The sequence below is a fragment of the Caulobacter vibrioides OR37 genome (genome assembly GCF_000372645.1).
In the GTDB taxonomy this organism is placed as follows: domain Bacteria; phylum Pseudomonadota; class Alphaproteobacteria; order Caulobacterales; family Caulobacteraceae; genus Caulobacter; species Caulobacter vibrioides_E.
Map to the genome: position 1 here is coordinate 274,858 of NZ_APMP01000001.1, position 25,880 is coordinate 300,737.

The 25,880-nt window shown below is 67.4% G+C and carries 24 protein-coding genes and 1 tRNA gene; 14 read left to right on the forward strand and 11 right to left on the reverse strand.

What is annotated here, in order from left to right; all coding sequences use genetic code 11:
- The first annotated feature begins 72 nt into the window (after positions 1–72).
- The 3 genes from OR37_RS01330 to OR37_RS01340 all read left to right on the forward strand — a co-directional run bounded on the left by OR37_RS01330 (position 73) and on the right by OR37_RS01340 (position 2,934).
- Entirely contained in the window at positions 73–1,446 is a 1,374-nt protein-coding gene (locus tag OR37_RS01330) for an APC family permease (RefSeq protein WP_004615330.1), read from the forward strand.
- A gap of 100 nt (positions 1,447–1,546) precedes the next feature.
- A complete protein-coding gene (locus OR37_RS20550; protein WP_004615331.1) occupies positions 1,547–2,005 on the forward strand; it encodes a GlcG/HbpS family heme-binding protein in 459 nt (152 codons plus the stop codon).
- 11 nt (positions 2,006–2,016) lie between these two features.
- Positions 2,017–2,934: a DUF4861 family protein gene (locus tag OR37_RS01340; protein ID WP_004615333.1), complete on the forward strand. Its 918-nt coding sequence runs from the start codon at positions 2,017–2,019 to the stop codon at positions 2,932–2,934.
- Positions 2,935–3,063: 129 nt separating this feature from the next.
- Here the strand turns inward: OR37_RS01340 and wrbA are convergent, their stop codons facing one another.
- The gene (gene wrbA / locus OR37_RS01345; protein ID WP_004615334.1) at positions 3,064–3,663 is read right to left on the reverse strand and encodes an NAD(P)H:quinone oxidoreductase; all 600 of its coding nucleotides are present in this window, start codon (positions 3,661–3,663) and stop codon (positions 3,064–3,066) included.
- A gap of 80 nt (positions 3,664–3,743) precedes the next feature.
- Complete coding sequence (locus OR37_RS01350; protein ID WP_004615335.1) at positions 3,744–4,442, reverse strand: pirin family protein; 699 nt, start codon at positions 4,440–4,442, stop codon at positions 3,744–3,746.
- A 143-nt stretch (positions 4,443–4,585) separates the two neighbouring features.
- Here OR37_RS01350 and OR37_RS01355 point away from each other — a divergent pair, with 143 nt between their 5' ends.
- Positions 4,586–5,485 carry a LysR family transcriptional regulator gene (locus OR37_RS01355; RefSeq protein WP_004615336.1) on the forward strand — a complete coding sequence of 300 codons (900 nt, stop codon included), beginning with the start codon at positions 4,586–4,588 and terminating at the stop codon, positions 5,483–5,485.
- 6 nt (positions 5,486–5,491) lie between these two features.
- Here OR37_RS01355 and OR37_RS01360 read toward each other — a convergent pair whose 3' ends face one another.
- Positions 5,492–7,090 (reverse strand): hypothetical protein, encoded by a 1,599-nt coding sequence (locus OR37_RS01360; protein WP_004615337.1) that lies wholly within the window; start codon positions 7,088–7,090, stop codon positions 5,492–5,494.
- 194 nt (positions 7,091–7,284) lie between these two features.
- Complete coding sequence (locus tag OR37_RS01365) at positions 7,285–8,610, reverse strand: Hsp70 family protein (protein WP_004615338.1); 1,326 nt, start codon at positions 8,608–8,610, stop codon at positions 7,285–7,287.
- Between the two features lie 142 nt (positions 8,611–8,752).
- Between OR37_RS01365 and OR37_RS01370 the strand changes: the two genes are divergently transcribed.
- Positions 8,753–9,934 (forward strand): NAD(P)/FAD-dependent oxidoreductase, encoded by a 1,182-nt coding sequence (locus tag OR37_RS01370; protein WP_004615339.1) that lies wholly within the window; start codon positions 8,753–8,755, stop codon positions 9,932–9,934.
- A 39-nt stretch (positions 9,935–9,973) separates the two neighbouring features.
- On the opposite strand, the gene OR37_RS01375 is transcribed toward OR37_RS01370, so the two are convergent.
- From OR37_RS01375 to OR37_RS01385, 3 genes are all read right to left on the reverse strand, one after another.
- Entirely contained in the window at positions 9,974–12,100 is a 2,127-nt protein-coding gene (locus tag OR37_RS01375) for a DEAD/DEAH box helicase (RefSeq protein ID WP_004615341.1), read from the reverse strand.
- Between the two features lie 334 nt (positions 12,101–12,434).
- Positions 12,435–13,061 carry a DsbA family oxidoreductase gene (locus OR37_RS01380; protein WP_035016837.1) on the reverse strand — a complete coding sequence of 209 codons (627 nt, stop codon included), beginning with the start codon at positions 13,059–13,061 and terminating at the stop codon, positions 12,435–12,437.
- A gap of 108 nt (positions 13,062–13,169) precedes the next feature.
- Complete coding sequence (locus OR37_RS01385; protein WP_004615344.1) at positions 13,170–14,495, reverse strand: response regulator; 1,326 nt, start codon at positions 14,493–14,495, stop codon at positions 13,170–13,172.
- Positions 14,496–14,786: 291 nt separating this feature from the next.
- Here OR37_RS01385 and OR37_RS01390 point away from each other — a divergent pair, with 291 nt between their 5' ends.
- Both OR37_RS01390 and OR37_RS01395 read left to right on the forward strand, forming a co-directional pair.
- Positions 14,787–15,914, forward strand: coding sequence for a CaiB/BaiF CoA transferase family protein (locus tag OR37_RS01390; protein ID WP_004615345.1), 1,128 nt, complete (start codon positions 14,787–14,789; stop codon positions 15,912–15,914).
- A 138-nt stretch (positions 15,915–16,052) separates the two neighbouring features.
- Positions 16,053–17,039 carry a YihY/virulence factor BrkB family protein gene (locus tag OR37_RS01395; protein WP_035016794.1) on the forward strand — a complete coding sequence of 329 codons (987 nt, stop codon included), beginning with the start codon at positions 16,053–16,055 and terminating at the stop codon, positions 17,037–17,039.
- On the opposite strand, the gene OR37_RS01400 is transcribed toward OR37_RS01395, so the two are convergent.
- From OR37_RS01400 to OR37_RS01415, 4 genes are all read right to left on the reverse strand, one after another.
- Positions 17,008–17,241: a sulfurtransferase TusA family protein gene (locus OR37_RS01400; RefSeq protein WP_004615347.1), complete on the reverse strand. Its 234-nt coding sequence runs from the start codon at positions 17,239–17,241 to the stop codon at positions 17,008–17,010. The two genes, OR37_RS01395 and OR37_RS01400, sit on opposite strands and share 32 nt — an antisense overlap.
- Positions 17,234–17,956 carry a pseudouridine synthase gene (locus OR37_RS01405; protein WP_035016839.1) on the reverse strand — a complete coding sequence of 241 codons (723 nt, stop codon included), beginning with the start codon at positions 17,954–17,956 and terminating at the stop codon, positions 17,234–17,236. Before OR37_RS01405 ends, OR37_RS01400 begins: the two co-directional genes overlap by 8 nt.
- 14 nt (positions 17,957–17,970) lie before the next feature.
- A complete protein-coding gene (locus OR37_RS01410) occupies positions 17,971–18,879 on the reverse strand; it encodes a class I SAM-dependent methyltransferase (RefSeq protein ID WP_004615349.1) in 909 nt (302 codons plus the stop codon).
- A gap of 37 nt (positions 18,880–18,916) precedes the next feature.
- A tRNA-Ser gene (locus tag OR37_RS01415) sits at positions 18,917–19,006 on the reverse strand.
- Between the two features lie 161 nt (positions 19,007–19,167).
- On the opposite strand from OR37_RS01415, the gene OR37_RS01420 reads away from it, so the two are divergent.
- The 7 genes from OR37_RS01420 to kdpA all read left to right on the forward strand — a co-directional run bounded on the left by OR37_RS01420 (position 19,168) and on the right by kdpA (position 25,870).
- Positions 19,168–20,115, forward strand: a complete 948-nt coding sequence (locus OR37_RS01420; RefSeq protein ID WP_004615350.1) for a septal ring lytic transglycosylase RlpA family protein — start codon at positions 19,168–19,170, stop codon at positions 20,113–20,115.
- Positions 20,116–20,155: 40 nt separating this feature from the next.
- Positions 20,156–21,163 (forward strand): DNA polymerase III subunit delta', encoded by a 1,008-nt coding sequence (locus OR37_RS01425; protein WP_004615351.1) that lies wholly within the window; start codon positions 20,156–20,158, stop codon positions 21,161–21,163.
- Entirely contained in the window at positions 21,160–21,948 is a 789-nt protein-coding gene (locus OR37_RS01430; protein ID WP_004615352.1) for a TatD family hydrolase, read from the forward strand. Before OR37_RS01425 ends, OR37_RS01430 begins: the two co-directional genes overlap by 4 nt.
- Positions 21,945–22,751, forward strand: a complete 807-nt coding sequence (locus OR37_RS01435; RefSeq protein ID WP_004615353.1) for an MBL fold metallo-hydrolase — start codon at positions 21,945–21,947, stop codon at positions 22,749–22,751. Before OR37_RS01430 ends, OR37_RS01435 begins: the two co-directional genes overlap by 4 nt.
- A gap of 56 nt (positions 22,752–22,807) precedes the next feature.
- Positions 22,808–23,401 carry a hypothetical protein gene (locus tag OR37_RS01440; RefSeq protein WP_004615354.1) on the forward strand — a complete coding sequence of 198 codons (594 nt, stop codon included), beginning with the start codon at positions 22,808–22,810 and terminating at the stop codon, positions 23,399–23,401.
- A 143-nt stretch (positions 23,402–23,544) separates the two neighbouring features.
- Positions 23,545–23,751: a hypothetical protein gene (locus OR37_RS01445; protein WP_004615356.1), complete on the forward strand. Its 207-nt coding sequence runs from the start codon at positions 23,545–23,547 to the stop codon at positions 23,749–23,751.
- 409 nt (positions 23,752–24,160) lie between these two features.
- Entirely contained in the window at positions 24,161–25,870 is a 1,710-nt protein-coding gene (kdpA, locus tag OR37_RS01455) for a potassium-transporting ATPase subunit KdpA (RefSeq protein ID WP_004615357.1), read from the forward strand.
- Positions 25,871–25,880: the final 10 nt, after the last annotated feature.

A 25,880-nucleotide genomic window follows, 5' to 3' on the forward strand; every position in this document is an offset into this window, starting at 1 on the left:
CTTGACCTACGACAAGGCTAGCCTGCGAGTCTGGCGGGGCGGGGGCGCGTCCGAGCCACGGGGGCGGTGGACATGGCGAACTTCGAGACGGCCGAGCGCGAGCTCGAGGCGCTGGGCTATCGGCAGGAGCTGAAGCGTTCGCTGAGCCTGACGGACCTGGTGGTCTATGGCCTGATCTTCATTGGACCCACGGCGCCCTTCACGGTCTATGGCTTCGTCTACAACGCCAGCCACGGGATGCCCGCGCTGGTCTACGCGGTTGGCTTGGTGGCGATGACCTTCACCGCGCTCAGCTACCTGACCATGTCGCGCGCCTTTCCGTTGTCGGGCTCGGTCTACGCCTATGTCGCGCGAGGAGCGGGCCCCTTCGCCGGGTTCCTGGCGGGTTGGGCTATTCTGCTCGACTACATCCTGCTGCCGACCCTGTCCTACGTGATCGCCGCCACGGTCCTGCACGTGCTGTTCCCGGTTCTGCCGAAGATCCCCCTGATCCTGGGCTTCATCGTCGCCATCACCGCGGTCAATCTGGCTGGCCTGGAGGCGGCGGTCTGGGTCAATCGCCTCCTGCTGCTGGCCCAGGTCGCCGTGCTGGTCGCCTTCTTGGGCTTCGGAGGCTGGGCCTTGGCCCATGGCGTGGGCGGCGCCCATCTCAGCCTGGCGCCGCTGGTCCAGCTCGAGGCGATTTCTCCAAGCCTGATCTTCGGGGCGCTGTCGCTGGCGGTGCTCAGCTTTCTGGGCTTCGACGCGGTCTCGACCCTCGCCGAGGAAGCCAAGGGCGGCGCGCGCGCCGTCGGCGTCGCCACCCTGTTGTCGCTGACCCTGGCCGCGGCGCTGTTCATCGGCCAGACCTATCTGGCCAGCCTGTTCGTTCTCGGGCATCCGCGGTTCGCCGACGGTGACGAGGCGGCGACGGCTTTCCTGGTGGTTTCCGAGACCATCGGTGGACCGCGCTTCCGGCTGGCGGTGTCGGTCGGGGGCATGGCGCTGGGCGCCCTGGCCGGGGCGGGCGTCGCCCAGGCCGCCGCGGCGCGGATCCTCTACAGCATGGGGCGGGACGGCCAGATGCCCAGGTTCCTAGCCCATGTCAGCGGCGCGCGGAAAATCCCGGATCGCGGCGTCCTGCTGATCGCCGCGATCACCATCGTCACGGGTCTTTTCTTCAGCGAGCGGCTGGAGCAGCTGACCTCGTTGGTGACCTTCGGCGCGCTCGCCGGGTTCATGGCCCTGCACGTCTCGGTGATCCTGCATTTCCGGGCGGGCGCGAACGGTGGCAGCCTGTGGCGTCACCTGATCGCGCCGGTGCTGGGCGCCGCCATCATCGGCTACGTGCTGGTCAACGCCGATCCAATGGCCAAGCTGGGCGGGCTGATCTGGCTCGGGCTTGGGGTCGTGGTCGCGTCGTGGCTGCGCTGGCGCGGTCGCTCCCTGGCGCTGCGGGACGTCTAACCCGCTTGGACTATCCAATTTCGTCGATATCGAATTTTTGGATAGACCAATTTTGCGACGTCGGTATATCCAGAGGTGAAGACTTCTGGGAGGAAGCAGCATGTTGGCGATCCTGGCCTTGGCGGCCGGCCTGACGGCGCCGCCGCAGCCGCGCGTGCTCACGCTTCCCACCGCGATCGAGCTGGCGCGGGCCGCCATCGACGCCTGCGTGGCTAAGGGAGAGCATGTCTCCGCCGCCGTGGTCGACGCCCAGGGTGTTCCCCTGGTCGTGCTGCGGGATGACATGAGCCCCAAGCCCCCGATCGCCGCGCCCCGAAAGGCCAACACCGCTGTGGTCTTCGGTGAGCCCGGCAGCGTCCTCGAACCGCGTCAGAAGACCGATCCCGACTTCGCCGCCAGACTCGCCGCCGATCCCGAGCGCCTCAATCCGCACGTTGGTTCGTTGCCGTTGCGCGTCGGAACCTTCGTGGTCGGAGGCCTGGCCGTCGCCGACACGAGCCATGAGACCGCTGATCGGTGCGCGCGCGCCGCCCTGGCCCAGTTCCCGCAATTCCACTGAGAGCGCGTCCGATGACCAAGACCCTCGTTCTCGCCGCCGTCCTGTCGCTCGGGGTTTCCGCCGCGATCGCGCAGGAGCACGCCGGAGTGTCCGCGACGCTGGAGAAACCCGACGCCGAGGGACAGAAGCCCCGAGCCACGGTCAGCCTGGCGCCGTACCGCTTCAACGACATCCTCTGGGAAAACGACCGCACCGCGCACCGCATCTACGGCAAGGCGCTGGAAGCGAATGAGCCGCCATCGAGCTCGGGCATCGACGCCTGGGGCAAGCAGGTGCGCTGGCCGTTCATGGAGCGCCAGCTGAAGACGGGCGATCAGCACCGCTATCACGGCGAGGGCCTGGACTTCTACGACGTGGGCACGGCGCGCGGCGCCGGCGGCCTGGGGATCTGGTACGACAACAAACTGTGGACCTCGCGCAACTGGACATCCTGGAAGCTGATCAAGAACGGTCCCGACGTCGCCAAGTTCAGCGTCGACTACGCGCCCTGGCCGGTGGATGTGAACCGCAAGGTCTGGGAGACGCGGACCTTCGCGTTGCCCCTGGGCACGAACTTCACGCGCATGGTCTCGACCATCCGCTCCGACAAACCCGGGCCGCTAATCGTCGGCATCGGGATCTCCAAGCACAAGCATCCGGGCGGCCCTGGCGTGTTCCGCAAGGATCTGGCGCCGGGCCGGGTGACCTATTGGGAGGGCGCGGAGCCCGAGAAGGGCTCGATGGGCGTCGCCCTGATGGTCGATCCCAACTCCGTCGTCGACGTGCGCTCGGACTTCGACAACTACCTGGTCCTTGTCAAGGTCATGCCCGGCCAGCCGTTCGTCTACTATATGGGCGCGGCTTGGGACAAAGGGCTGGACATCCACAGCCAGGCCGAGTGGGACGCCTATGTCGCGGCGCAGAAGCCGGACTTCGATCCAAAGCACTAAACCCGCGTGGCTTGGATCTGACCATCCAGACCAGATAAAAACCGCCCCGAAACCATTCGCGGCTTCGGGGCGGCTACTGGCCGTCCGACCTAAGGGGGGAGGGGTGTCGAACGGCCGCTGGCTAAGGTCTTAGCCGTGCAGCTTAAGGGCGGTCTCGGCGATCTTGCGGCCCTGATAGCGGGCGCCGACCAGCTCGTTTTCGCTGGGCTGACGCGAGCCGTCGCCGCCGGCGATCGTCGTGGCGCCGTAGGGGCTGCCGCCGGTGACTTCGTCCAGGGTCATCTGGCCGGCGTGACCATAGTCCATGCCCACGATCACCATGCCAAAGTGCAGCAGGTTGGTGATGATCGAGAACAGGGTCGTTTCCTGGCCGCCGTGCTGGGTGGCGGTCGAGGTGAAGGCCCCGCCCACCTTGCCGTGCAGAGCGCCACGCGCCCAGAGGCCGCCGGCCTGATCGAAGAAGGCCGCCATTTGCGAGCTCATGCGGCCGAAGCGCGTGCCGGTTCCGACGATGACGGCGTCATAGTTGGCTAGATCCTCGACCGTGGCCACGGGAGCGTCCTGGTCGAGCTTGAAGTGGGCCTTTTGAGCGACTTCCAGCGGCGCGGTTTCGGGAACCCGCTTTATGTCGACCTGAGCGCCGGCTTCGCGAGCGCCCTCGGCGACCGCCTTGGCCATGGTCTCGATGTGACCGTAGGACGAATAGTAGAGCACCAGAACCTTGGCCATGAGGGCCTCCTTTTTTGATCTCGTAGACGTGAAGAGGGCGGACGCGGGATAGCGGTTCCCGCGTCCGGTTTCTTGAAGGGTTAGGCGGCGTCGACCAGCACCAGCTCGGCGTCTTCCAGGGCCGTGACGGTGATGGCGTCCTCGTCCTTGATGGCGGCGCCGTCGCGGCTGTTCAGCTTGACGCCGTTGACCTCGACCACGCCGACGGCCGGCACCAGATAGCCGCTACGGTCCTTGCCCAGGGCGTAGGTCGCGGACTCGCCGGCCTTCAGCGTCGCGCCCAGAACCCGCGCGTCGGTGCGGATCGGCAGGGCGTCGTTATCATTCTCGAAGCCCGAGGCCAGGGTCACGAACTTGCCGGAGCGGTCGCCCTTCGGGAAGGGCTTGGCGCCCCACGACGGCGCGCCGCCGAAGGCCTTGGGCTCGATCCAGATCTGAAAGATCCGGGTGGTTTCCGACTCGAGATTGTATTCCGAGTGGCGGATGCCCGTGCCCGCGCTCATGACCTGGACGTCGCCGGCCACGGTGCGACCCTTGTTGCCCAGGCTGTCCTGGTGGGTGATGGCGCCGTCGCGAACATAGGTGATGATCTCCATGTCGCTGTGCGGATGCGGCGGGAAGCCGGTGTTGGGGGCGATCTCGTCGTCGTTCCAGACCCGCAGCGCGCCCCAGTTCATGTTGCGGGGATCGTAGTAGCTGGCGAACGAGAAGTGGTGCTTGGCCTTGAGCCAACCGTGGTCGGCGCCGCCAAGCTTGTCGAACGGTCTGCGCTCGATCATGGCTCTAACCCTTCCTTACCTCTGGGCCTTGGGCCCGGCGAAGCGCCGCGTCGGCGCGTCCTGTTGAGGAGAAGATAGGCCGCTCACCCGCATCATAAATAGAAACTGTTGAAACTCATTGTTTCCAAATATAGCTATACCCCATGTCCAAACTCCCCGACCTCGAAGGCCTTGCCGTATTCGCCAAGGTGGTGGAGCTGCGCTCGTTCGCGGCCGCCGCGGACGAACTGTCGATGTCCAAGGCCACGGTTTCCAAGGCCGTCACCCGCCTGGAAGAGCGGCTTGGCGCGCGGCTCTTCAACCGCACCTCGCGACGTCTGGCTCTGACCGACGCCGGCCAGTCTCTGGTCGAGCGGGCCACCCGGGTGCTGGCCGAGGCCCAGGCCGCGGAGGAAGAGGCGTCCAGCCAGTCCTCGGCCCCGCGCGGCGTTGTGCGCCTGGCCGCGCCGATGTCGCTGGGTATCACGACCCTGGGCCCGGTTTTGCCTGGGTTCCTGGCGGCCTATCCCGAGGTCTCGATCGACCTGCATCTTTCGGACGCCACCGTTGATCTGGTCGGCGCGGGCTTCGACATGGCCCTGCGCGTGGCGTCCTTGCCCGACAGTTCGCTCGTGGCGCGCCGGCTGCGGAGCGTGACCCGATACGTCGTCGCCTCGCCGGGCTATTGGGAGCTTCACGGCCGTCCGCGCCATCCGGCGCACCTGGCCGAGCATCGCGGCGTGACCTACGGCCATCAAAGCGCGCCAGAGACCTGGCGCTTCACCCAAGCGGGCGAGGAGGTCTCGATCCGGCCTCGGGCGGCCATCCGCGCGAACAACGGCGACGTTCTGGTTCCGTCGCTGGTCGCCGGGATCGGGGTGGCGGTGTTGCCGGACTTTATCGTCGGTCCCGCGATCGCCGAGGGCAAGTTGGAGGCGGTGCTGGCCGACTGGACCGCCGCGCCGATCGCTCTGCATCTCGTCATGCCGCCCGGCGGGCCTCGACCGGCCCGAGTCGAGGCGCTGGCGGCCTATCTGGCCAAGGCCCTATCCGGCAAGAGTTAGGCCCTTTTAGCCGAGGGCCTGGACCTGCGTCGGCGTCAGCGCGGCCACCTGCAGCGGAGTCATGGCGTTCAGATTGGTCTTGGACAAGGCGCCGAGCTGGCTGATGGTCAGGCCCGGGATCTGGGCCGGCAGCAGATAGCCGATCTGGGTGGTGCTGAGGCCGGCGATCACCGTCGTCGACACCGAACCGAGCTGCGTGCCGCTCAGCGCCTGGACCTGCGTTCCGCTAAGCTGACCAAAGGCGGTCGAGGACAGGCTCCGCACCTGGTAAGCCGACAGTCCCTTCAGGGCGTAGGTCGAGAGCGACGCCATTTGCGTCGACGACAACGCCGCCAGGTCGGTCACGGAGATCGCGCTCAGTTGGTTGGCGGAGAGGGCGGCGACTTGCGTCGTGGCGATCTCGCCGATGTCGGTGGTCGTGAGCGCGCCCAACTGGGTCGCGGTCAGCCCAGAGATTTGGGTCGAGCTCAGGCTCTGGAAGGTCGTGGTGTCCAAGCCGGAGATGTTGGTGGTCGACAGGCCGCCGATCTGGCTGGCGCTCAGACTTTGGACCTGCGTACTCGTGAACTCGCCGAAGTCGGTTGTGGTCAGGCCGCCCATCTGGGTCGTCGTCAGTCCGGCCAGCTGGGTCGCGCTCAAGGCTTGGATCTGGGTCGCGCCGAGGCTGCTGATATTGCTGGCCGACAACGCGCCAAGCTGCGACGCCGAGAAGCTCGCCACCTGGGTCGCGGTCAGTTCGGCGAAGTCGGTCGTGCTGAGCGAGCGCAGCACGGTGGTCGAAAGGCCCGAGACCTGGGTCAGGGAGAGGTTCCCGACCTGGGTCGAGTTTAGTCCCGAGAAGCCGGTGGCGCTAAGACCGGCCACCTGGGTCGCGGTCAGCAGTCCGACCTGGGTGCTCGACAGCTGAGCGGTCTGGGTGTCGACGAGCCCCCCCAACTGTTGAGGCGATAGCAGCCCGATCGCCGTGCTCAGCGACGACAGCTGCGTGGTGTTGAGCGCGCCGATCTGGCTGGCGGTCATCCCTTGATACTGGGTGGTGGTCAGGGCCGCGGACTGCGTCGCGCTCATCTGCGGGATCAGCGCGGCGGGGATCGCCGCGACCTGAGCGGCGGACAAAGCGGCTACCTGGCTGTCGCTGAGTTCGCCGAGATCGGTGGTGGTGAGCGCGCTCAACTGCGTCGCCGTCAGGCTTCGCACATGGGTGGCGTCCAGCGTGCCGACCTGCGTGGCGTTCAACGCGGTGAAATGCGTGGCGTCCAGCGCGCCAACCTGCGTGGCGCTGAGCGCGCTCATCCGCGACGTGTCCAGCTGGGCCAGCTGGGTCGAGGTCATGGCGTTCAACTGGGCCCCGCTGAAGGCCGAAAGCTGACCGGCGTCAAAGATCAGATTCTGGGCGAAAGCCGGGATCTGCGTGGCGGTCAAACCCTTGACCTGCGTCGAGGACAGGGCGCTGAGCTGACTGGCCGACAGCGCGGCGACCGCGGTGTTGGAGAGGGCGCCGACCTGCGTGCTGGCCAGCCCCTCAAGCTTGGTCGTCGAGAGACTCTGGATCGTGCTCGCCGACAGGGCCGAGATCTGGGCGGCGGAGAGGTACGAGATCGGCACTTGGGCCTCACGGAGCGACGACGCGAATCGATCGTTTGAATGTTAAGCGAAGCTCCAGAGCGGAGCCATGCGTCACATGGATTACGATCGCCAAGTATAGATCGCGTTATGCGAACCGGTTAAAGAGGCTTTAAATCAGGAGCTTAAGGCGCGATCACGCGGACTTGCTCCCGTTGGCGAGACCCCGATTACACTCACCTCGGCGCGCGCATCGTCCACAGATCCAGGTCCTTCTCGCGGCCGATCAGGGCCAGGCCCGAGGCGATGGACTCGAATTCGCCGCCGCTTTCGATCTTCTCGGCTCCAAAGCGACGCAGGAAGATCTCGCGCACGGCCGGAACGAACGAACTGCCGCCGGTCAGGAAGACGCGATCGACGCCCGTTTCCGTAAGTCCCGCCTGGACCAGCGCTTCGCCGACGGCGTTCTCGATCGCGGAGAGCTCCGGAGCGATCCAGCTTTCGAACTCGGTCCGGGCCACGGTCTTTTCGATATGGACCGAGCCGGCTTCGAAGTGGAACCTCGCCTCGGCCTGGCTGGACAGCGCTTCCTTCAGAGACGACACCGAGCGGTAGAGGGCGTAGCCGTGATTGCCGTCCAGCACCTCGATCAGGGCGGCGATCTTGTCGGGCTCCAGGGCGGTGCGCTCCAGGGCGCGAATATCGCGCATATCCTTGGATGCGCGCAGCAGAGCCAGCTGGTCCCAGCGGGCGAAGGCGGCGTAGTAGCGCTGTGGGATCGGCAGGTTGTTGGAGAACGACCGATAGTCGGAGCCCTTGCCGAGCTCAGGCGAAACCAGCTGATCGATGATCCGATAGTCGAAGGCGTCGCCGGCCAGGCCCACGCCCGAGCGCGACAGCGGCGTCGAGCGCAGGGTCCCGTCGGTGTCGCGCTCGAACCGCACCAGCGAGAAGTCCGACGTGCCGCCGCCGAAATCGGCGACCAGCACCGTGGCGTCGCGCTTGAGCTGCCGGGCGAAGAAGAAGGCGGCCCCGACGGGCTCGTAGGCGTAGCGGATGTCGGAAAAGCCCAGCCGCCGGAAGGCCTCCTCGTAGCGGGTCAGGGCCAGGGCTTCGTTCGGCGCGCCGCCGGCGAAGGTGACGGGACGGCCGACGATGACGCGCGGCGGCAGGTCGTCCAGCTGACCGGCGGCGTGGTCCTTCAGGCGCAGCAGGAACGCGGCCAGCAGGTCCTCGAACTGATAGCGCTTGTTGAGGATGCGCGTCTCTGTGAAGGCCTGCGAGGCGGCGAAGGTCTTGAACGACTGGATGAACCGCGTCTCCAGCGGATCCTCCAGATAGGCCTCGATCGCCCAGGGGCCGGCCTCGATGACCCGTTCGTCCGGCGCGCCGCCCTGGCCTTGAAGGCTATGGAAGCTGAGCGCCGAGCGGAACGCGAAGAGCTCGCGATGGTCCAGCGTGAAGCGCACCAGCCGCGCCCTGTCATCGCCGTGCGTCAGCGAAATGACGGTGTTGGTGGTGCCAAAGTCGACGCCGATGGTCGGCGCGGGAGCGGCCGTCATGGAAGGCTCGATCGGTTGGGAAGAGGAGGGCGTGCGTCGTAGCGACTTCACCAGGAAGGTCAAGCGCAAGGCGAGGCCGGCCGGCGATTGACTTCGAAGGCCGGCTCCGGTCGAAGAAGCGGGAGCTGATGATGGGAAGACCTTGGAACATCACGACGTCCTGGTGATCGGCGCGGGCGCGGCCGGCATGATGTGCGCGATCGAGGCCGGCAAGCGCGGGCGCTCGGTGCTGGTCGTCGACCACGCCAAGGCGCCAGGCGAGAAGATCCGCATCAGCGGCGGCGGTCGGTGCAATTTCACCAATCTCGGCGCGACGCACCTGAACTTCCTGTCGGCCAATCCGAAGTTCTGCGTCTCGGCTCTGCGGCGCTATCGGCCGCGCGACTTCATCGCCCTCGTGGAGCGCCACGGTGTGGCCTATCACGAAAAGACCCTGGGCCAGCTCTTCTGCGACGGTTCGGCCCGACAGATCGTCGACCTGCTGCTGGCGGAGATGAGGGCCGCTGGCGTCCAGCTCCGCCTGGAGACCCGCGTCGAGGGCGTGACCAAGACCGAGGGCGGCTTCGAAGTCGCGCTGTCGTCCGGAAAGGTCGCCTGCGCTTCGCTAGTCGTGGCCAGCGGCGGCAAATCGATTCCGAAGATGGGCGCGACGGGCCTAGGCTACGACATCGCCCGGCAGTTTGGCCTCGGCGTCGTGGACACTCGTCCCGCGCTCGTGCCCCTGACCTTCGAGCCCGCCACGCTGGCGCGGTTGTCGCCGTTGTCGGGAATCGGGCTGGACGCCGTGGTTTCGCACGGCAAGACCAAGTTCCGCGAAGGCATGTTGTTCACCCATCGCGGGCTGTCCGGCCCCTCGATCCTGCAGATTTCGTCCTACTGGCGCGAGGGCGACGAGATCCGGGTCGACATGGCGCCGGGCGTCGACGCGCTGGCGGCGCTGAAGGCGGCCCGGACGGCGACCCCGCGCCAGGCGGTGGCGACGGTGCTGTCGACCCTGCTACCCCGCCGCGTGGCGCAGCTGATCGCCGACGAGGACGCCCCAGACAAGGGCAATATCGCCGACTGTTCGGATAAGGTGCTCGGCAGGCTGGCCGGCGCGGTGAATGCCTGGACGGTCAAGCCGGCGGGCTCTGAAGGCTATCGCACGGCCGAGGTGACGCTGGGCGGCGTCGATACCGACGCTTTGGACTCCCGCACCCTGGAGGCCAAGGCCGTTGCGGGGCTCTATTTCATCGGCGAGGTGGTCGACGTCACCGGCTGGCTGGGCGGCTATAACTTTCAGTGGGCCTGGGCCTCGGGCTGGTCGGCGGGGCAGAGCGTGTAAGAAAAAAGCCCCTCCGGCGAAGGAGGGGCTCGTTGTCATCTACTTCTTCTTGAACGGCTTACCGGCCGGCTTGCCGCCGGGCTTGGCGTCAAAGCTCTTCTTGAAGGGCTTGGGGCCCTTGAACGGCTTGGCCGGACCGTCGCCATCGCGCTTGCCGGCATAGGGCTTGGCGTAGGGCTTGGGACCCGCCGCGTTGTCGCCGAAGCCCTTCTTGAACGGCTTCTTCGGACGCTCGCCGTCCTCGCGAGGCGCGCGCGGCTTGAACTCGCGCGGCGGCGGAGCGTCGCTGGACGCCTCATGGCGCGGCTTGAACGCGCGCTTGGGGCGATCGTCGCCTTCCCGCGGCGCGTAGGGGCGCGGAGCCTCGTCGCGGGGCGCGCGCGGCTTGAACTCCCGTTGAGGACGATCGGCGTCCTCGAAACGCTTCTTGAACGGGCGATCCTCGCCTTCGCCGCGCGGGGGACGCGGCTTGAACTCGCGCTGCGGGGCGTGCGGATCGCGCGGCTCGTAGGTCCTGGGCGGGCGCTCGCCGCGCGGGGCCGGCGCGGTCGTCGGGGTGATGGAGACGTCCTCGCGCACCGTGGCCTGGACCGCCGCGCCGAACTTCGTCGCCGCCTCGGCCGAGATCTCGAACTTGGTGTCGTAGTCGAAGATCCGGATCGCGCCGATGTCCTTCTTGGTGATGTGGCCCAGGCGGCAGATCATCGGGATCAGCCACTTGGGATCGGCGTTGCCGCGACGGCCGACGCTGATCCGGAACCATTCGGAGCCTTCCATGTCGACGCGCGGCTCGCGCGGCGCACGCTCGCCCGGTTCGCCGGTTCGGGCGCGGGGCCCTGGATCGGCGCCGTGGCGCGGATCGTCATAGATGTCCTCAGGCGAGGGCAGCTTGGCGCGACGGGTGCGGATCAGCGCCGCGGCGATCTCGACCGGCGTGCGCTTGGCCAGCATGGCCTCGGCCAGGGCGATGTCTTCCTCGGTCGAGGTTTCGGCGAAGATCGGGTCCTCGAGCAGGCGCTCCTGGTCCTTCTCGCGGATGGCGTCGGCGCTGGGCGCGCCGCCCCATTCGGCGTCGACGCCGGCCGCGTACAAGAGCTGCTCGGCCTTGCGGCGACGGGTGTAGGGCACGACCAGGGCCGAGACGCCCTTCTTGCCGGCCCGGCCCGTGCGGCCCGATCGGTGCAGCAGGGTCGCCTTGTTGATCGGCAGCTCGGCGTGGATGACGAGGCCAAGGTCGGGCAGGTCGAGGCCGCGCGCGGCGACGTCGGTGGCGACGCAGACGCGGGCGTGGCCGTCGCGCAGCGCCTGCAGGGCGTCGGCGCGCTCGCGCTGGGACAGCTCGCCCGAGAGGCCGACGACCGCGAAGCCGCGCTCGCGCAGCTTGCCGTGCAGCGAGCGGACGCTTTCACGGGTGTTGGCGAAGACCAGCGCGCCGGGGGCTTCGAAGAAGCGCAGCAGATTGACGACCGCGTGTTCGACCTCGTTGGGGGCCACCCGAACGGCGCGGTACTCGATGTCGCGGTGCGGCTCGTCGCGGGCGATCGTGTCGATGCGCAGCGCGTCGTTCTGATAGCGCTTGGCCAGCTCGACGATGTCGCGGGCCAGGGTGGCCGAGAAGAGCAGGGTCCGGCGCTCGGGCGGGGCGGCGTCGAGGATGAATTCCAGGTCCTCGCGGAAGCCCATGTCCAGCATCTCGTCGGCCTCGTCGAGCACGGCGACCTTTAGCTTGGAGAGGTCGAGGTGGCCGCGCTCGATGTGGTCGCGCAGGCGGCCCGGCGTGCCGACGACGATGTGGGCGCCGTATTTCAGCGCGCGCTGCTCGCGCCGGGCGTCCATGCCGCCCACGCAGTTGATCACGGCGGCCTTGGCCTCGGCGTAGAGCCAGGCCAGCTCGCGATTGACCTGCATGGCCAGTTCCCGGGTCGGGGCGATCACCAGGGCCAGCGGCTCGGCGGCCTGGCCGAAGGTCTCGGCCTCGCCCAGCAGGGTCGGGGCGGCGGCGAGGCCGAAGGCGACGGTCTTGCCCGAGCCGGTCTGGGCGCTGACCAGGAGGTCGCGATCAGCGGCGTCGGCGGCCAACACGGCGGCCTGGACGGGGGTGGGCTCGGCGTAACCCTGAGCGGCGAGAGCCCGCTCAAGAGCGGGGTGGGAAGCGGGGAAGGGCATCTAGGTCCAGTTCATCTGCGGCCGCGCACACAAACACGCGCGGCTCGCGCCAGTGACCAAATCGGGCCCCTCTGAAGCCTTGAACGCTTCCCTCGGACCGCTTCTTGGTCGAATTCCAACGAAAATAGCCCCCTCCGCGACGGAAGGGGGCCCACGAAGGGCCTTATGCGCTTGTTGCGGCGCAAAAAGCAAGGGCCGAGGCGGAAGGCGAACGCCGCGAGCCAAGAGCGTGAGGCTGAAAGTGGGAACCGGTTTCAGCTCATCTCACGCTCTAAATATTTGATTTAGAGCCTTTTTGACGCCTGAAATCGATTCCGATCTCAGGCTAAAGGCTCTAGGCGGCCAGGGCTTGGTCGATCGCCTCGACGATCCTTTCCGGCGTTTCGGCGCCGACCACGGCGACCTTGCCGGCGAAGATGGCGAAGGGCACGCCCGTGATCCCACCCTGCACCGCCATGCCGTGTTCGCGCGCCACCGCCTCCTTGTCCGCGCCTTCGGAGAGCAGTTGCAGCACCACCAGACGCTCCATGCCGGCCGCCTCGGCGATGTCGGCCAGCACCATCGGGTCGCCGATATCGAGGCCTTGCTCGAAATAGCCCTTGAACAGCGCCTCCACGACCTGGTCCTGCGCGCCCGCCGTCAGGGCCCAGCGGATCAGGCGATGGGCGGCGTTGGTGTTGGGCGCGATCTCGATGGCATCGAAGTCGAAGGCGATGCCTTCCTCGGCGCCGCCCTCGACCAGAGCCGCGTGGACGGCCTTCAGCTTATCGGGATCCTTGAACTTGTTCGCCATGTAGGCCTTGCGATCGACGCCCTCCTCGGGAAGCGTCGGGTCCAGCTGATAGGGACGCCAGATCAGCTGAGCCTGAACGGTCGGGCGCAGGGCCAGCGCCGATTTCAGGCGTCGCCAGCCCAGATAGCACCAGGGGCAGACGACGTCGGCCACCACGTCAATGGTCATGGTCTGGCTCAAGGCGCGCTCCTCTGGAAATCTTGTCCGCTACAGGACAGGTTTCATATAGGGGCTGCCCCTAGGGCGCCCAAGCGTTGCTTGCGGCGCCGCGGAGAGTCAGCCGACGTCGCGCTTCAGGGCGCTGGCGGCGGCGCGTTCCAAGGCCTTCACCGCCCCCTCGCCACGCTCGACCTCGGCCACGCCGATGTCGAACTCGCAGACGAACGGCGCCCGATCCTCGCCCGCGTCAAAGGCCGTGCAGCCGATGACGGCGGCGATTCGCTCGGCCGCGGCGCGGGCGGCGTTCAGATTGGTCGCCGGCAGGGCCAGGGCGAAGACCTCCGTGGCCAGGCGCGCGGCGGTGTCCTCGACACGCACCAGGCGGCCAACCATCGAGCCGATCTGCGGAATGGCGCGGTCCAGCCATCCGTTCTGGCGCGCCCAGACCGTCTCGGGCTTGTCGGCGATGCGCAGGACGCAGATCGACAGCGGCCTGGCTCGCTCGGCCGCCGCCCGAGCGAGCCGCGCCAAGTGGGCGGCGAAGAGGTCGCGGGTGAAGAGGCCCGTCGCCGCGTCCATCAGGCCGGAGCTTCGGGCCTTTTCCAAGGCGCCTCGGATCGCCTCGCCACGTCGGAAGTTTCGGGCCAGCTCGATGATCCGCGTCGCCGTGTCGATCTCGGGCGTATCGGGCGAGGCCACGTCGGAAACGCCACGATGGAAGGCCTCGGACATGGTCACATAGCTTTCGGCCTTCAGATAGAGCAGGGCCGGAATGTGGAAGAGTCGCGTGTTGCGGCGCATCCCCGCCGCGATCGACAGCGCTTCTTGCTGGCTGTCGCCGGCCCACAGAACGACCGCGTCGAAGGGGCGCTCATGCAGATAATCGAACGCCGTATAGGCCGTGAACGCCCCGATCACCTCCGCGCCGCTGTTTTGCAGGGCGTTGGAGAGGGCCAGGAACTGCGGCGCGGGTTCGCCGACCGCCAGGACGCGGTAGCGCTCGTCCAGCGTTTCGGGGAGATCCAGACGCCGACCGCGTTCGCCGAACGTCTCCAGGCGCAGTTCGAACTCTTCCTCGGCGATGGCGGTGCGCACGAGGGTTTCCAGGCGCAGCGCGGCCTGGGAGGGATGCAGCGGCGGTGACAGGGTCAGGTCGAACGCCTGGTTGCGATAATCGCCGTCCGGCTCGCCGATGGCGATGACCGGCAGGCGGCGCGGCGCGACGGCGGCCTTCAGGCGCCGGGCCAGGGTCTGGGTTTCGGGCCCCGCGGTCGCGAGGTCGACGATGACGGCTTCGATCGGAAGATCGCCCAGCGCGGCCAAGGCGGCATAGGGACCGCGCGCGGTGATCGTGCGCCAGCCCAACCGGTCCAGCCCCTCGGCCAGCGGTCCCGCGCGAACATCGTCGCGCGCCACGATCAGGATCCGGGCGTCAACCGCCAAAACCAACCTCCGCCCGAACTCTGGCTTCGCCGATCCCGCAGAGCCGGCAAGGGCTCGTGCTTCAGGAGCGAAGCTCGGTGACGGACCGCCATCAAGCTCTGGGGGCCGCCGAGATTCGACGCCGCAACATAGCAGAGGCGTTGCGTGGTCAAAGGTGCGCAACGTCGCGGGGCGGGGCGAATTCGGCGCCGTTTCCTTCGGGGCTTGCCTGACCGAACGTCATCGCCGCTCTACTGACGCGGCTACGGTCAGAGAACCGCCCCGAAAAGGGGAAGAATGGGAGATCGCGTCATGGGCCAGGGGCCGCTTTCGGGACTGAAGATCGTCGAGTTCGCTGGCATCGGCCCGGGGCCCTTCTGCGGCATGTTGTTGTCCGACCTGGGCGCCGACGTGGTCCGAATCGATCGCAAGGGGCAGGGGCGCGGATCGCCCGCCGACGTCACCGCGCGCGGGCGGCGATCGGTGGCGCTGGATCTGAAGAATCCCGCCGCGATCGAGACCTGCCTGAAGCTGCTGGAACAGGCAGACGGCCTGATCGAGGGCTTCCGTCCCGGCGTCATGGAGCGTCTGGGCCTCGGGCCGGACGTCGCCTTGGCTCGTAATCCCAGGCTGGTCTATGGGCGCATGACCGGCTGGGGACAGACCGGGCCCTACGCCAAGGCCGCCGGCCACGACATGAACTACATCGCCATCACCGGAGCCCTGGCGGCGATCGGCACGACCGACAAGCCCGTGCCTCCGCTGAACCTGGTCGGCGACTTCGGCGGCGGGGCGCTCTATCTGGCGTTCGGCCTGCTGGCTGGCGTGATCCATGCGCGTCAGACGGGGCGGGGGCAGGTGATCGACTGCGCCATGAGCGACGGCGCGGCCTCGCTGATGGCCATGTTCTACGGCTTCAAGGCGGGCGGCATGTGGACCGAGGCGCGACGCGCCAACATGCTGGATGGCGGGGCGCATTTCTACGACACCTACGAATGCGCCGACGGCAAGTGGATCTCGATCGGCTCGATCGAGCCGCAGTTCTACCTGCTGCTGCTGGAGAAGACGGGAATCACCGACCCGCAATTCCAGCACCAGATGAGTCGAGAGGAATGGCCGGAGCTGCGCGAAAAGCTGGCGGCGGTCATCAAGCGGAAGAGCCGCGACGAATGGTGCGCGATCATGGACGCCACCGACGTCTGTTTCGCGCCGGTCCTGACGATGGACGAGGCGCCCAAGCACCCCCACAATGCCGCCCGGGAGACCTTCGTCGAGGTGGCTGGGGTCATGCAGCCGGCGCCGGCGCCGCGCTTTTCGGCCACGCCCGGGGCGATCCAGGGACCGCCGCCGCCGATCGGCGGACATAACGATGAAGCGCTCGCCGATTGGGGTTTTTCCGCCGACCAGGTCGCTAGCTTGAAGGCGTCCGGCGCGCTCTGAGGTCATTCAGGCTGGGTTCAGGTGGCGGATCCTAGTTTTCGAACGTCAGCCGGGCGTCGCGCCATCCGTCCCTCGATGCGGCGTTCGGTTTCGGGCAAGGCCCGCGGAGACGCGCCGTCTGTTCCGGGCGGCGCGTCTTTGACTCTCGAAGGCGGCGCCGCCATGGTCCGCCGGATGCAAAATCGGCACCCTATTCGTTGGCGTGACCTGGACCTTGATCCCATTCACTGGGTCCAGGAAGTTCTTCGCGTTCTTGGCCTCGCCCTGTCGCGTCTGTGGGGACGCGACGTGATGCTCTATGTCGGTGGGACCTCGTTCTTCGCTTTGCTGGCCGTGTTTCCGGGTTTGGCCATCCTGATCGGCGCCTATGGCCTCTTGATCACGCCTGAAGCGGCGGCGCGGCAGGCCACGCGCCTGGCCGAACTCGTGCCGCCGGGGGCGCGTCCGATCTTCCATGACGAGCTGAGCCGCCTGGCCCACACGCCCGAACAGGCCCTTTCGCTTCAAAGCGGCGTCGTTTTGCTCGTCGGCGCCTACGCCGCCCATCGGGGCTTCAAGGCGTTGCTGGCGGGGCTGTCCTTCATCCACGACGAAGAGAATCAACGCGGCTTCTTCGGCTTCAACCTGATGGCCTTGCTGGTGCTGATCGCCGCGTTCGGCCTGCTTTTCGTGATGTCCGGCGTGTTTCTGACCCTGCGACTGCTGGGCTCGGCTCTGAATCTCCGGCCGCTGGCGGGGGTTTCCTGGATTCAGTCCGAATGGACCTGGGCCAGCTTCGGCATCGTGGTCGGCATGACCCTCGTCTATCGCTACGCCATGTCGCGCGAGCCCCTGGGCTGGCGGGCCTCGGTGGCGGGCGGCGTGGCGGCGGCCGCGCTCTGCGTCTTCATGTCCTGGGCCAGCGCCTTCTATGTCGAGAAGGTGGTGCACCTAGGCGCGACCTACGGCTCGATCTCGGCCGTCATCATTTTTCTGATCTGGCTTTCCTGGAGCACGAACGCGATCTTCTTCGGCGGAGCCTTGGCCACCGAGGTCGAGATCGCTCTCGACTATCGGCCGACCGCCTTGCTCGGAGGCCCGGCGGCGATCGCGCTTAAGGCGCCTTCCGAATACGAAAAAGGATGACGCCGCCTTCGCGGTCGGCGATTTCAAGGACGGCGGCGCCCACCTGGGCGGCGAAGTGCGGCACGTCGATGCGCGCCATGGGATCGGTGGCCAGCAGGAACAGCTCGTCGCCCGGCGCGGCGGCCTCCAGCGCCTTGCGCAGCTTCAGGGTAGGGACCGGACAGTGATGTCCCCGGGCGTCGACCCGCGTCGGCTCAGACATTGAACACCGCTTCGGCTTCGGCGGTCGTTAGAATCCGATGCAGACCGGGCTCGAGATCGGGGGGCAGGCTCAAGCCGCCGATCCGCTCGCGGTGCAGGCCCACCACGTGATTGCCGACGGCCGCGAACATTCTGCGGACCTGATGATATCGGCCCTCGGTGATCGTCAGGCGGGCCGTCCGGGCGTCGACCACCTCTAACTTGGCCGGCAGCAGCGGCTTTTCCTCGCCGTCCAGCATAAGGGTCCCGGCGGCGAAGACATCGCCCTCCGAGCCCGTCAGCGGCCTGTCCAGCGCGGCCAGATAGGTCTTGGGCACATGGCGCTTGGGCGAGATCACTCGATGCAGAAAATCGCCATCGTCGGTGATCAGGATCAGGCCGCTGGTCTCCTTGTCCAAGCGCCCCACCGTGGAGAGGCCCGGATCGCGCAGCCGCCAGCGGCGCGGCAGCAGATCATAGATCTTTTCGCCCTCTTCCTTGTGCGAACAGACCACGCCCAGAGGCTTGTGCATCATAAGCACAAGCGGGGCGGGCGGATCGAGCGGAAGGCCGCGGATCGTCATGCGCTGGGGAAGGGTCGCGTCGACGGCGATGCGGGCGCCGGCGTCCTTTAGCGCCTTGCCGTCCAGCACGACCTTGCCGGCGGCCACCAGGGCTTGCACATCCTTGCGACTGCCATACCCCAGATTGGCCAGCAGCCGATCCAGGCGCGCCATCAGGGCCTTGCCGCTCACTTTCGGGCCTCGAAGACCTTGTAGCCGCCGCCTTCGCCGACCAGCCGGACCTTGGCGAAGCTTTCGCCAAGGATCGCCTCATAGGGCAGGTGGCGGTTGGCGACGATCCACAGCGAGCCGCCCTTGCGCAAGGCCTCGGAGGCGGCCCGGATAAAGGCCTGTCCAAGCGCCTTGTCCTCGCCGCCGCCCTCGTGGAACGGGGGATTGCTGACGATGAAGTCGAGGTCTTTCAGTCCGCCCTGACGGACGTCGCCCCAGACGAGCTCGGCGCGTGGGTCGGTCACGTTCCGACGGGCGACGTCGACGGCGCGCCGGTCCAATTCGACGAGAGTCAGCTTTGTCACCTTGGGCGACGCCAGGACATTCAAGGCCAGGAGACCGATGCCCGCGCCGAAGTCGGCGCCGACGCCCGCGAACGGCGGCAGGACCTGCAGCAGGGCGTTGGTGCCGGCGTCCAGCCGATCCCAACTGAACACGCCGGGCTGGGTCCAGAGGCCATTCTCGGCGATGCGCCGCGCCGCGCCCGCCTCGACCGCTTCGTCGAAGCCGGCGATCTCGCTCGGACGCACGGCGACGCAGATGCGATGGTGCCGGCGCGCGCTCTCGCCGACGACGCAGCCCAGCGCCTCAAGCTCCTTCTTTAGGCGCAGGCCGCCGCGATCCTTGGGCGCGAAGGCGGTCAGGCGTCCTTCTGGCGCGAGGATCCGCAAGGCGTGAGCCAGGACAAAACGCCGCTCCACCGCGCCGGCCGGGGCGCGAACGGTGACGGCCGCGAAGGATTCGTCCGGCAACGACGCGATATCGCTCGATCCTGGAACGAACGGCGAGAGCTGGACCGCGCCCGCCGAGGACGGCGCCAGATCATGATCAGCCTGGCCGTAGAGCGCGGTGCGTATCGCCGACATACTTGTCCTGAAAGGCTTTTTCGCGATTTGAAAAGCTTGGCGGACAGGGTGGGATTCGAACCCACGGTAGGCTTCCACCTACGGCGGTTTTCAAGACCGCTGCCTTAAACCACTCGGCCACCTGTCCGGAGCAGGCGGCTATATCAGCGTGACCCGCCCTTAACCAGACTTCAAAACAAACCAGCGACAGTATGGCGTGGATGGGGCGCGCCCCGGGTCCGTGACGGGCAGATGCACGAAGGTTTGGATCAGATTTGGCGAAACGCGCGCGCCCTTGGCCTTCTGGTCATGGCGGCGATCAGCCTGGCCGCTTGCGCGACGCCCCGCTACGAGACGGGCAAGTCGGGCATGATGGCCTCGGCGATCCACGACACCACGCGGGGCGGCTCGCCCCGTCCGGGTTCGACGATCGGCCGCGACGGCAAGCCTCTGCGCGGCACCGAAAAGCCCTATCAGGTCAACGGCGTCTGGTACTATCCGCGCGAGGACAAGGACTACAACGTCGTCGGGATCGGCTCGTGGTATGGCGAGCAATTCCACAATCGCCGCACGTCCAACGGCGAGCTTTTCGACATGGACGTGCCATCGGCCGCTCACAAGACCCTGCCGCTGCCGTGCCTCGTCGAAGTGACCAACCTCGACAACGGCAAGAAGATGATCGTCCGGGTCAATGATCGAGGGCCCTTCGTCGACGGCCGCGTCATCGACCTGTCCAAGGCGGCGGCCGAGCAACTGGGCTACCAACGCGCCGGCGTCGCCCATGTCCGGGTTCGCTATGTGGGCCCGGCGCCCAAAGCGGCGTTCGACGCGCCGCGCCGCTACGCCTCGATCCAGCGCGATCCGAACGCGCCGCGCAGCTTCGACGACATCAAGGAGCCGCCTCAGCGGGTGCAGGTCCTGACGCCACGCCGCGAACCTGAGGCGCCGCCGCGGCTGATCGCGGCCGCGCCGCCGGCCGAAGCGTCGGCTCCGCCGATCAACCCGCCGGACGCCGCGCCGCTCCCGGTCCGGACGTACCGCATTCAGGCCGCTTCGTTCGCCAATCGTGAGAACGCCGAGAAGGCCGTCCGACAACTTTCGGGCGCCGGACAAACGACGATCGAGGCCATAGAACGTCCGAGCGGCACGCTCTATCGAGTCACCGTCTCGGCCGGACCGGACGAGGGCTCGGCTTCGAGCCTGCGTCAGCGGGTCGAGTCGATGGGCTATTCGGGCGCGACGGTGCTTCGCCCCTAGAGGCTGGACAACACGCCGAAACCGGTCGATGGAGGCCGGGATGCACGCGCCCGCTCACCCTCGCGATGTCTATCGTCTGGACGGCCAGTCCGCCGCCGAGGCCGCGTTCATCGACGCCTTGGAGCGGAGGCGGCTGCACCACGCCTGGCTGCTGACGGGGCCCGAAGGCGTCGGCAAGGCGACCTTGGCCTATAGGATGGCGCGCCGCCTGCTGGGCGCGCGTCCGGACCCCAGTCAGGGACTACTCGGCGCGGCGCCGTCGGACGCCGTCAGCCGCCAGGTTGCCGCGCGCTCGCATCCCGACCTGATGGTGCTGGAGCGCCTGACCGACGACGGCAAGGCGCGTAAGTCCATTCCGGTCGACGAAGCCCGCCGCCTGCCCGAATTCTTCGCCACGACGCCGGCCGTCTCGCCCTATCGGGTGGCGATCATCGACGCGGCCGACGATCTCAACGTCAACGCCGCCAACGCCGTGCTGAAGACGCTGGAGGAGCCGCCGCCGCGCGGGGTGATCCTTCTGATCAGCCACGCGCCAGGCAAGTTGCTGCCGACCATTCGTTCGCGATGCCGGCGCCTGCCCGTGCCAGCTCCTGGGATCGCCGCCGCCGCCGAGATGGTCGAGCGCATGGCCGATGTCGGCGAGCGGGACGCCGAGCGTCTGGTCCGCATGGCTCACGGCGCGCCAGGCAAGGCGCTGCAGCTGGCCGCCGCCGGCGCCATCGAGATCGACGACGCGGCCAACGAGATCCTGCGGGCCCTGCCCAAGATCGATGAGGGGGCGCTGCTGGCCATGGCCGACACCTTCCGGGGCGCGGAGGGGATGGCGCGGTTCGAGCTTCTCATGGACCGCATGGCTGACCAGGTGCGGATCTTCGCCACCCGGGTGGCGGCCGACGGCGCGAATTCACAGGGCTTGGACCGCTGGGCGCAGGCGTGGGAGCGGCTCTCCAGGCTCCCGGGCGAGGTCGAGGCGGTGAACCTTGATCGCGGGGACGCCTTCTGGAGCGTCATCTCGGACTTGCGCGCGGCGGCCAAGGCGGCGATGTGAGCCGTATGCTCATCGACAGCCACGTGAATCTCCACGCCCCTCAGTTCGCCGAGGACAGGGACGCGGTCATCGCCCGAGCCCGCGATGCTGGCGTCGCCCTGATGGTCACCATCTGCGACAAGGTTTCCGCCTTCGAGGCCGTTCACGCGATCGCCATGGCCGAGCCCGACATCTGGTGCACCGTCGGAACGCACCCGCACGAAGCCAAGGAAGATCCTGGCCTGGTCGCCGCGCGTCTGGTCGAGCTGGCCCAGCGCCCGCGCGTGGTCGGCATCGGCGAGTGCGGGCTGGATTTCCATTACGACCTATCGCCGCGCGACGTGCAGGCCCAGGTGTTCCGCCAACACTGCGTCGCCGCCCGGCAAAGCGGCTTGCCGTTGGTGGTTCATACCCGTGAAGCCGATGATGTCATGGGCCACATCCTCGAGGAGGAGCACGCGTCCGGACCCTTCAAGATCCTGATGCATTGCTATACGAGCGGCGCTGAACTGGCCGCCCGCGCGGCTGCCCTCGGCGCCTGGTTCTCGGTCTCGGGCATCGCCACGTTCAAGGCGGCGGAGGAGGTGAGGGCGCTGATCCGCGACATGCCGGCCGACCGCATCATTGTCGAGACCGACTGCCCCTATCTGGCGCCCGTGCCGATGCGCGGCCGGCGTAACGAACCGGCCTATCTGCCGCACATCTACGACAAGCTGGCCGAAATCCGCGGCTGGAGCAGGGCCGATACCGAGGCCCGGACCGAGGACGCGTTCTTCGACCTTTTCGACCGGATCCCGCGACCGTGACCGGGCTTCTGGAGTTCACGATCCTGGGCTCCGGCTCGTCGGGCGGCGTTCCGCGCGCCGATGGCAACTGGGGCGACTGCGACCCAGCCGAACCGCGGAATCACCGCTCTCGCTGTTCGCTGCTGGTGCGCCGGCTCGGCGAGGGCGGTCCGCGTCATCAGACCACCGTCGTGGTCGACACCTCGCCCGACCTGCGCCTGCAGACCGCTCAAGCGGGCGTCCAGCGCGTCGACGCGGCGCTCTACACCCACGACCACGCCGACCAGGCGCATGGGATCGACGATCTGCGGCCGTTCTTCCTGAACCAGCGCGAACGTATCCCGACCTATATGGACCAGGCCACCTGGGACGGCCTGCTGAACCGGTTCTCCTATGTGTTCGAGACGCGGGGCGGCTATCCGGCCATTCTGGATCCGCGCCTGATCCCGCCGTTGGGCGTCGACTTCGCGATCGAAGGACCCAGCGGGGCGATTCCCGTCCACACCTTCGACGTCGATCACGGCGGCGTCCGCGCGGTCGGCTATCGCTTCGGCGGCGTGGCCTATACGCCCGATGTTCGCGCCATTCCCGACGGCAGTTGGGCGGACCTGGAGGATCTGGATGTCTGGATCGTCGACGCCCTGCGCTGGACGCCCCATCCGACCCATGCGCATGTCGATCTGGCGCTGGAGTGGATCGCCAAGGCGCAGCCCCGAAGGGCGATCCTGACCAATCTGCATATCGACCTCGACTATCACGTCTTGTCGGCGCGCCTGCCGTCCGGCGTCGAGGCGGCCTATGATGGAATGCGCTTTATCCTCTGAACCCGAGGCAACTTTCCCGGTCCTCACGGAGTTCTCCGCCTGACTGGAGAACCGCAATGGCCGCGCCGAATATCCATGCCACCGCCGAGGCCCGTCGTCGCGCCGCAGTTTGGAGCATCGCTTTGGCCGGCGTTCCGGTCGCGATCGCGCTGGCGGTCCTGCTGGATCTTCTCGGGCTGGCGGTGGGGAACATCGTCGCCGATCCGTTCCAGCTGACCCAAGACCGCGTAAATGGGCTGGTGTTCAGCGGCGGCCTCTGGTTCCTGCTCGCCAACGTCCTGGCCCTCGAGGTCGGCGTCTGGATCGCCACGCGAGCGCGCCGGTTTTCCAGTCGTCACCGGGGGGCGTTGCTGGGCCTGACCGTCTGGAGCCTGGCCTTCATGGTCGCCGGGGTTGGAGGGCATCGAGCCGCCGCCGAGACCCTGGCGACGACCAGCGAAGCCACGGCGCTAGCCCTTCAAGGCGACGAGGAGATTTCGCCGCAAGACCTGGAACGCGCCGTGGGCGCCGCGCGGGACGTGGCGAATGAACTGGCCTGGTGGGGCGGAGCCGGGCTGGCGCTTGGCGTCGTCGGCGCCTGTCTGGGGCGAAGAAATCGTGCGCGCACGACCCTTCCTTGCCCTGCTCTTGAACAGACTTCGGCGGCCTAAGCGACAGCGACGGCTAATTTAGGCGCGATTTTGTCGATCTGTTACAATGATGAAATAGCCGCGTTCCACACGGTCGTCATAGGAAAGCGATAGTTTACCCACCTGCTTCTCATCCGTGCCCGTTAGCCTCGCGTAGATCCTTCATGGCTGAAACCGTCACCGCCTCTCGTGAGATTTTCCAGCGTTTGCGCGCGCGCTTGCCGGCGATCACGCGCGAGCATCTGTTCGATTGCTATGCGATCAGCGAGACGACCTGGACCAAGCTCCGCGACGGCAAGCCGGTGAAGCGCTCGACGCTGGACCGCATCCTGGCCAAGCTCGAGGCGCTCGACGCCCGCGTGGCCGCCTAGAGCCTTTGGACTGAAGTCGGAATCGATTTCAGCGTTAAAAAGGCTCTAAATCAAATGTTTAGGGCGTGATGTGAGCTGAAGCCGGTTCCCACTTTCAGCCTCACGCTCTAGATCCGCCGCGTCCTTCTGATCTTTATGCCGTCTTTATGAGGTGGGCGGGCTTCAATATGGAGTCCTTACGCCCCGACGTGGTCCATGGCTTCCGACATCTAAGGAGGCCGGGATGGCTGATCTTATCTATGGGGCGCTGGCCTTCGGCCTGTTCGCCCTGTTTGGCGCGTTCGTCATAGCGCTGAGGCGCGTCTGACCATGATCGTGAATCTGTTGTGGGCCGCCGGGGCGATCGTCGTCGCCGGCTACATGGTCGCGGCGATGCTGCGGCCCGACAAGTTCTGACGGACCTTAGCAAATGAACTGGCAAGGATGGGCGGAGATCGCCCTGACCCTGAGCCTAGCCGTCGCCATCGGCTGGCCTCTGGGTGTTTTCATGTCGCGCGTCTGGAACGGCGAGCGCACCTTCCTCGATCCGATTCTGCGGCCCGTCGAGGCCGTGTTCTATGCCGCCTGCGGCGTGGATCCCAAGAAGAGCCAAAGCTGGCACGCCTATGCGCTGGCGTTGCTGGCGTTCAACCTGGCGGGTTTCGCCATCACCTACGCCGTCCTGCGTCTGCAAGGCGTGCTGCCGCTGAACCCGCAGGGCTTCCCCGGACTGTCCGAGCACCTGTCGTTCAACACGGCCATCAGCTTCGTGACCAACACCAACTGGCAGAGCTACTCGGGCGAGACGACCATGTCGACGCTCAGCCAGATGATCGTGCTGACGGTGCAGAACTTCGTTTCCGCCGCCACCGGCGCGACCGTGGCGGCCGCGCTCGCGCGGGCCTTCACCGCCAATCGCGGCGAGGGACTGGGAAACTTTTGGGCGGACCTGATCCGCACGACCCTCTACGTTCTGGTCCCGCTGTCCGTGGTCGTCGCTATCGTCCTGGTCGCCCTGGGCGTGCCCCAGACCCTATCCGCCGGCGTCGTCGCGCATACGATGGAGGGCGCCGACCAGAAGATCCCGCTCTACGCGGTGGCCTCTCAGGAGGCGATCAAGATGCTGGGCATCAACGGCGGGGGCGTCTTCAACGCCAATTCGGCTCACCCGTTCGAGAATCCGACCCCGCTGACCAACCTGATCACGGCCGTGTCGCTGAACGTTCTCGGCTGGGCCTCCTTCTTCGCCTTCGGCCGCTCGGCCTTGGTCAAGAAGGACATCCGGGCCCTGGTGATCAGCGCCTTCGTGCTGCTGTTCGCGGGCGCCGCGACGATCTACGCCACCGAGACCCGCGTCCCGCCGGCTCAGATGGCCGCGGGCGCCGAGACCACGGTCAATATGGAGGGCAAGGAGGTCCGCTTCGGCGCGCCGGCCACCGCCGCCTGGGCCGCCGCCACGACCGGCGCCTCCAACGGCTCGGTCAACGGGATGCACTCCAGCCTGATGCCGCTGGGCGGAGCCATGACCATGTTCCTGATGCACTTGGGCGAGATCCTGCCCGGCGGCATCGGTTCCGGCATCGCCGTGATGGTGGTGATGGCTATCCTGGCCGTCTTCGTCGCGGGTCTGATGGTGGGCCGCACGCCGGAGTATCTGGGCAAGAAGATCGAGGCCCGCGAGGTCAAACTGTCGATCCTGGCCGTCCTGGCCATCCCGGTCTCGACCCTGGGCTTCGCCGCCATCGCCGCGGTTCTACCCGAGGCGCTGAAGGCCCTGATGCATACAGGACCGCACGGTTTGTCGGAAATCCTCTACGCCTACACCTCGGCGACGGCCAACAATGGCTCCGCCTTCGCCGGCCTCTCGGCCAACGCGCCGTGGTGGGACGCGACTTTGGGCGTCTCCATGGCGCTGGGCCGGTTCCCGCCGATCGTGGCCGTTCTGGCCATTGCCGGCGCTCTGGCGGCCAAGCCCAAGCTGGCGCCGTCGGCTGGCACCCTGCCGACCCACGGCGGTCTCTTCGTCGGTCTCCTGATCGGGGTGATCCTGATCCTCGGCGGCCTGCAATTCTTCCCCGCTCTGGCCCTGGGCCCGATCGCCGAGCACTTCCAAGCGCTCGCCTTCGTCGCCGGCCACTGATCCAAGGGCG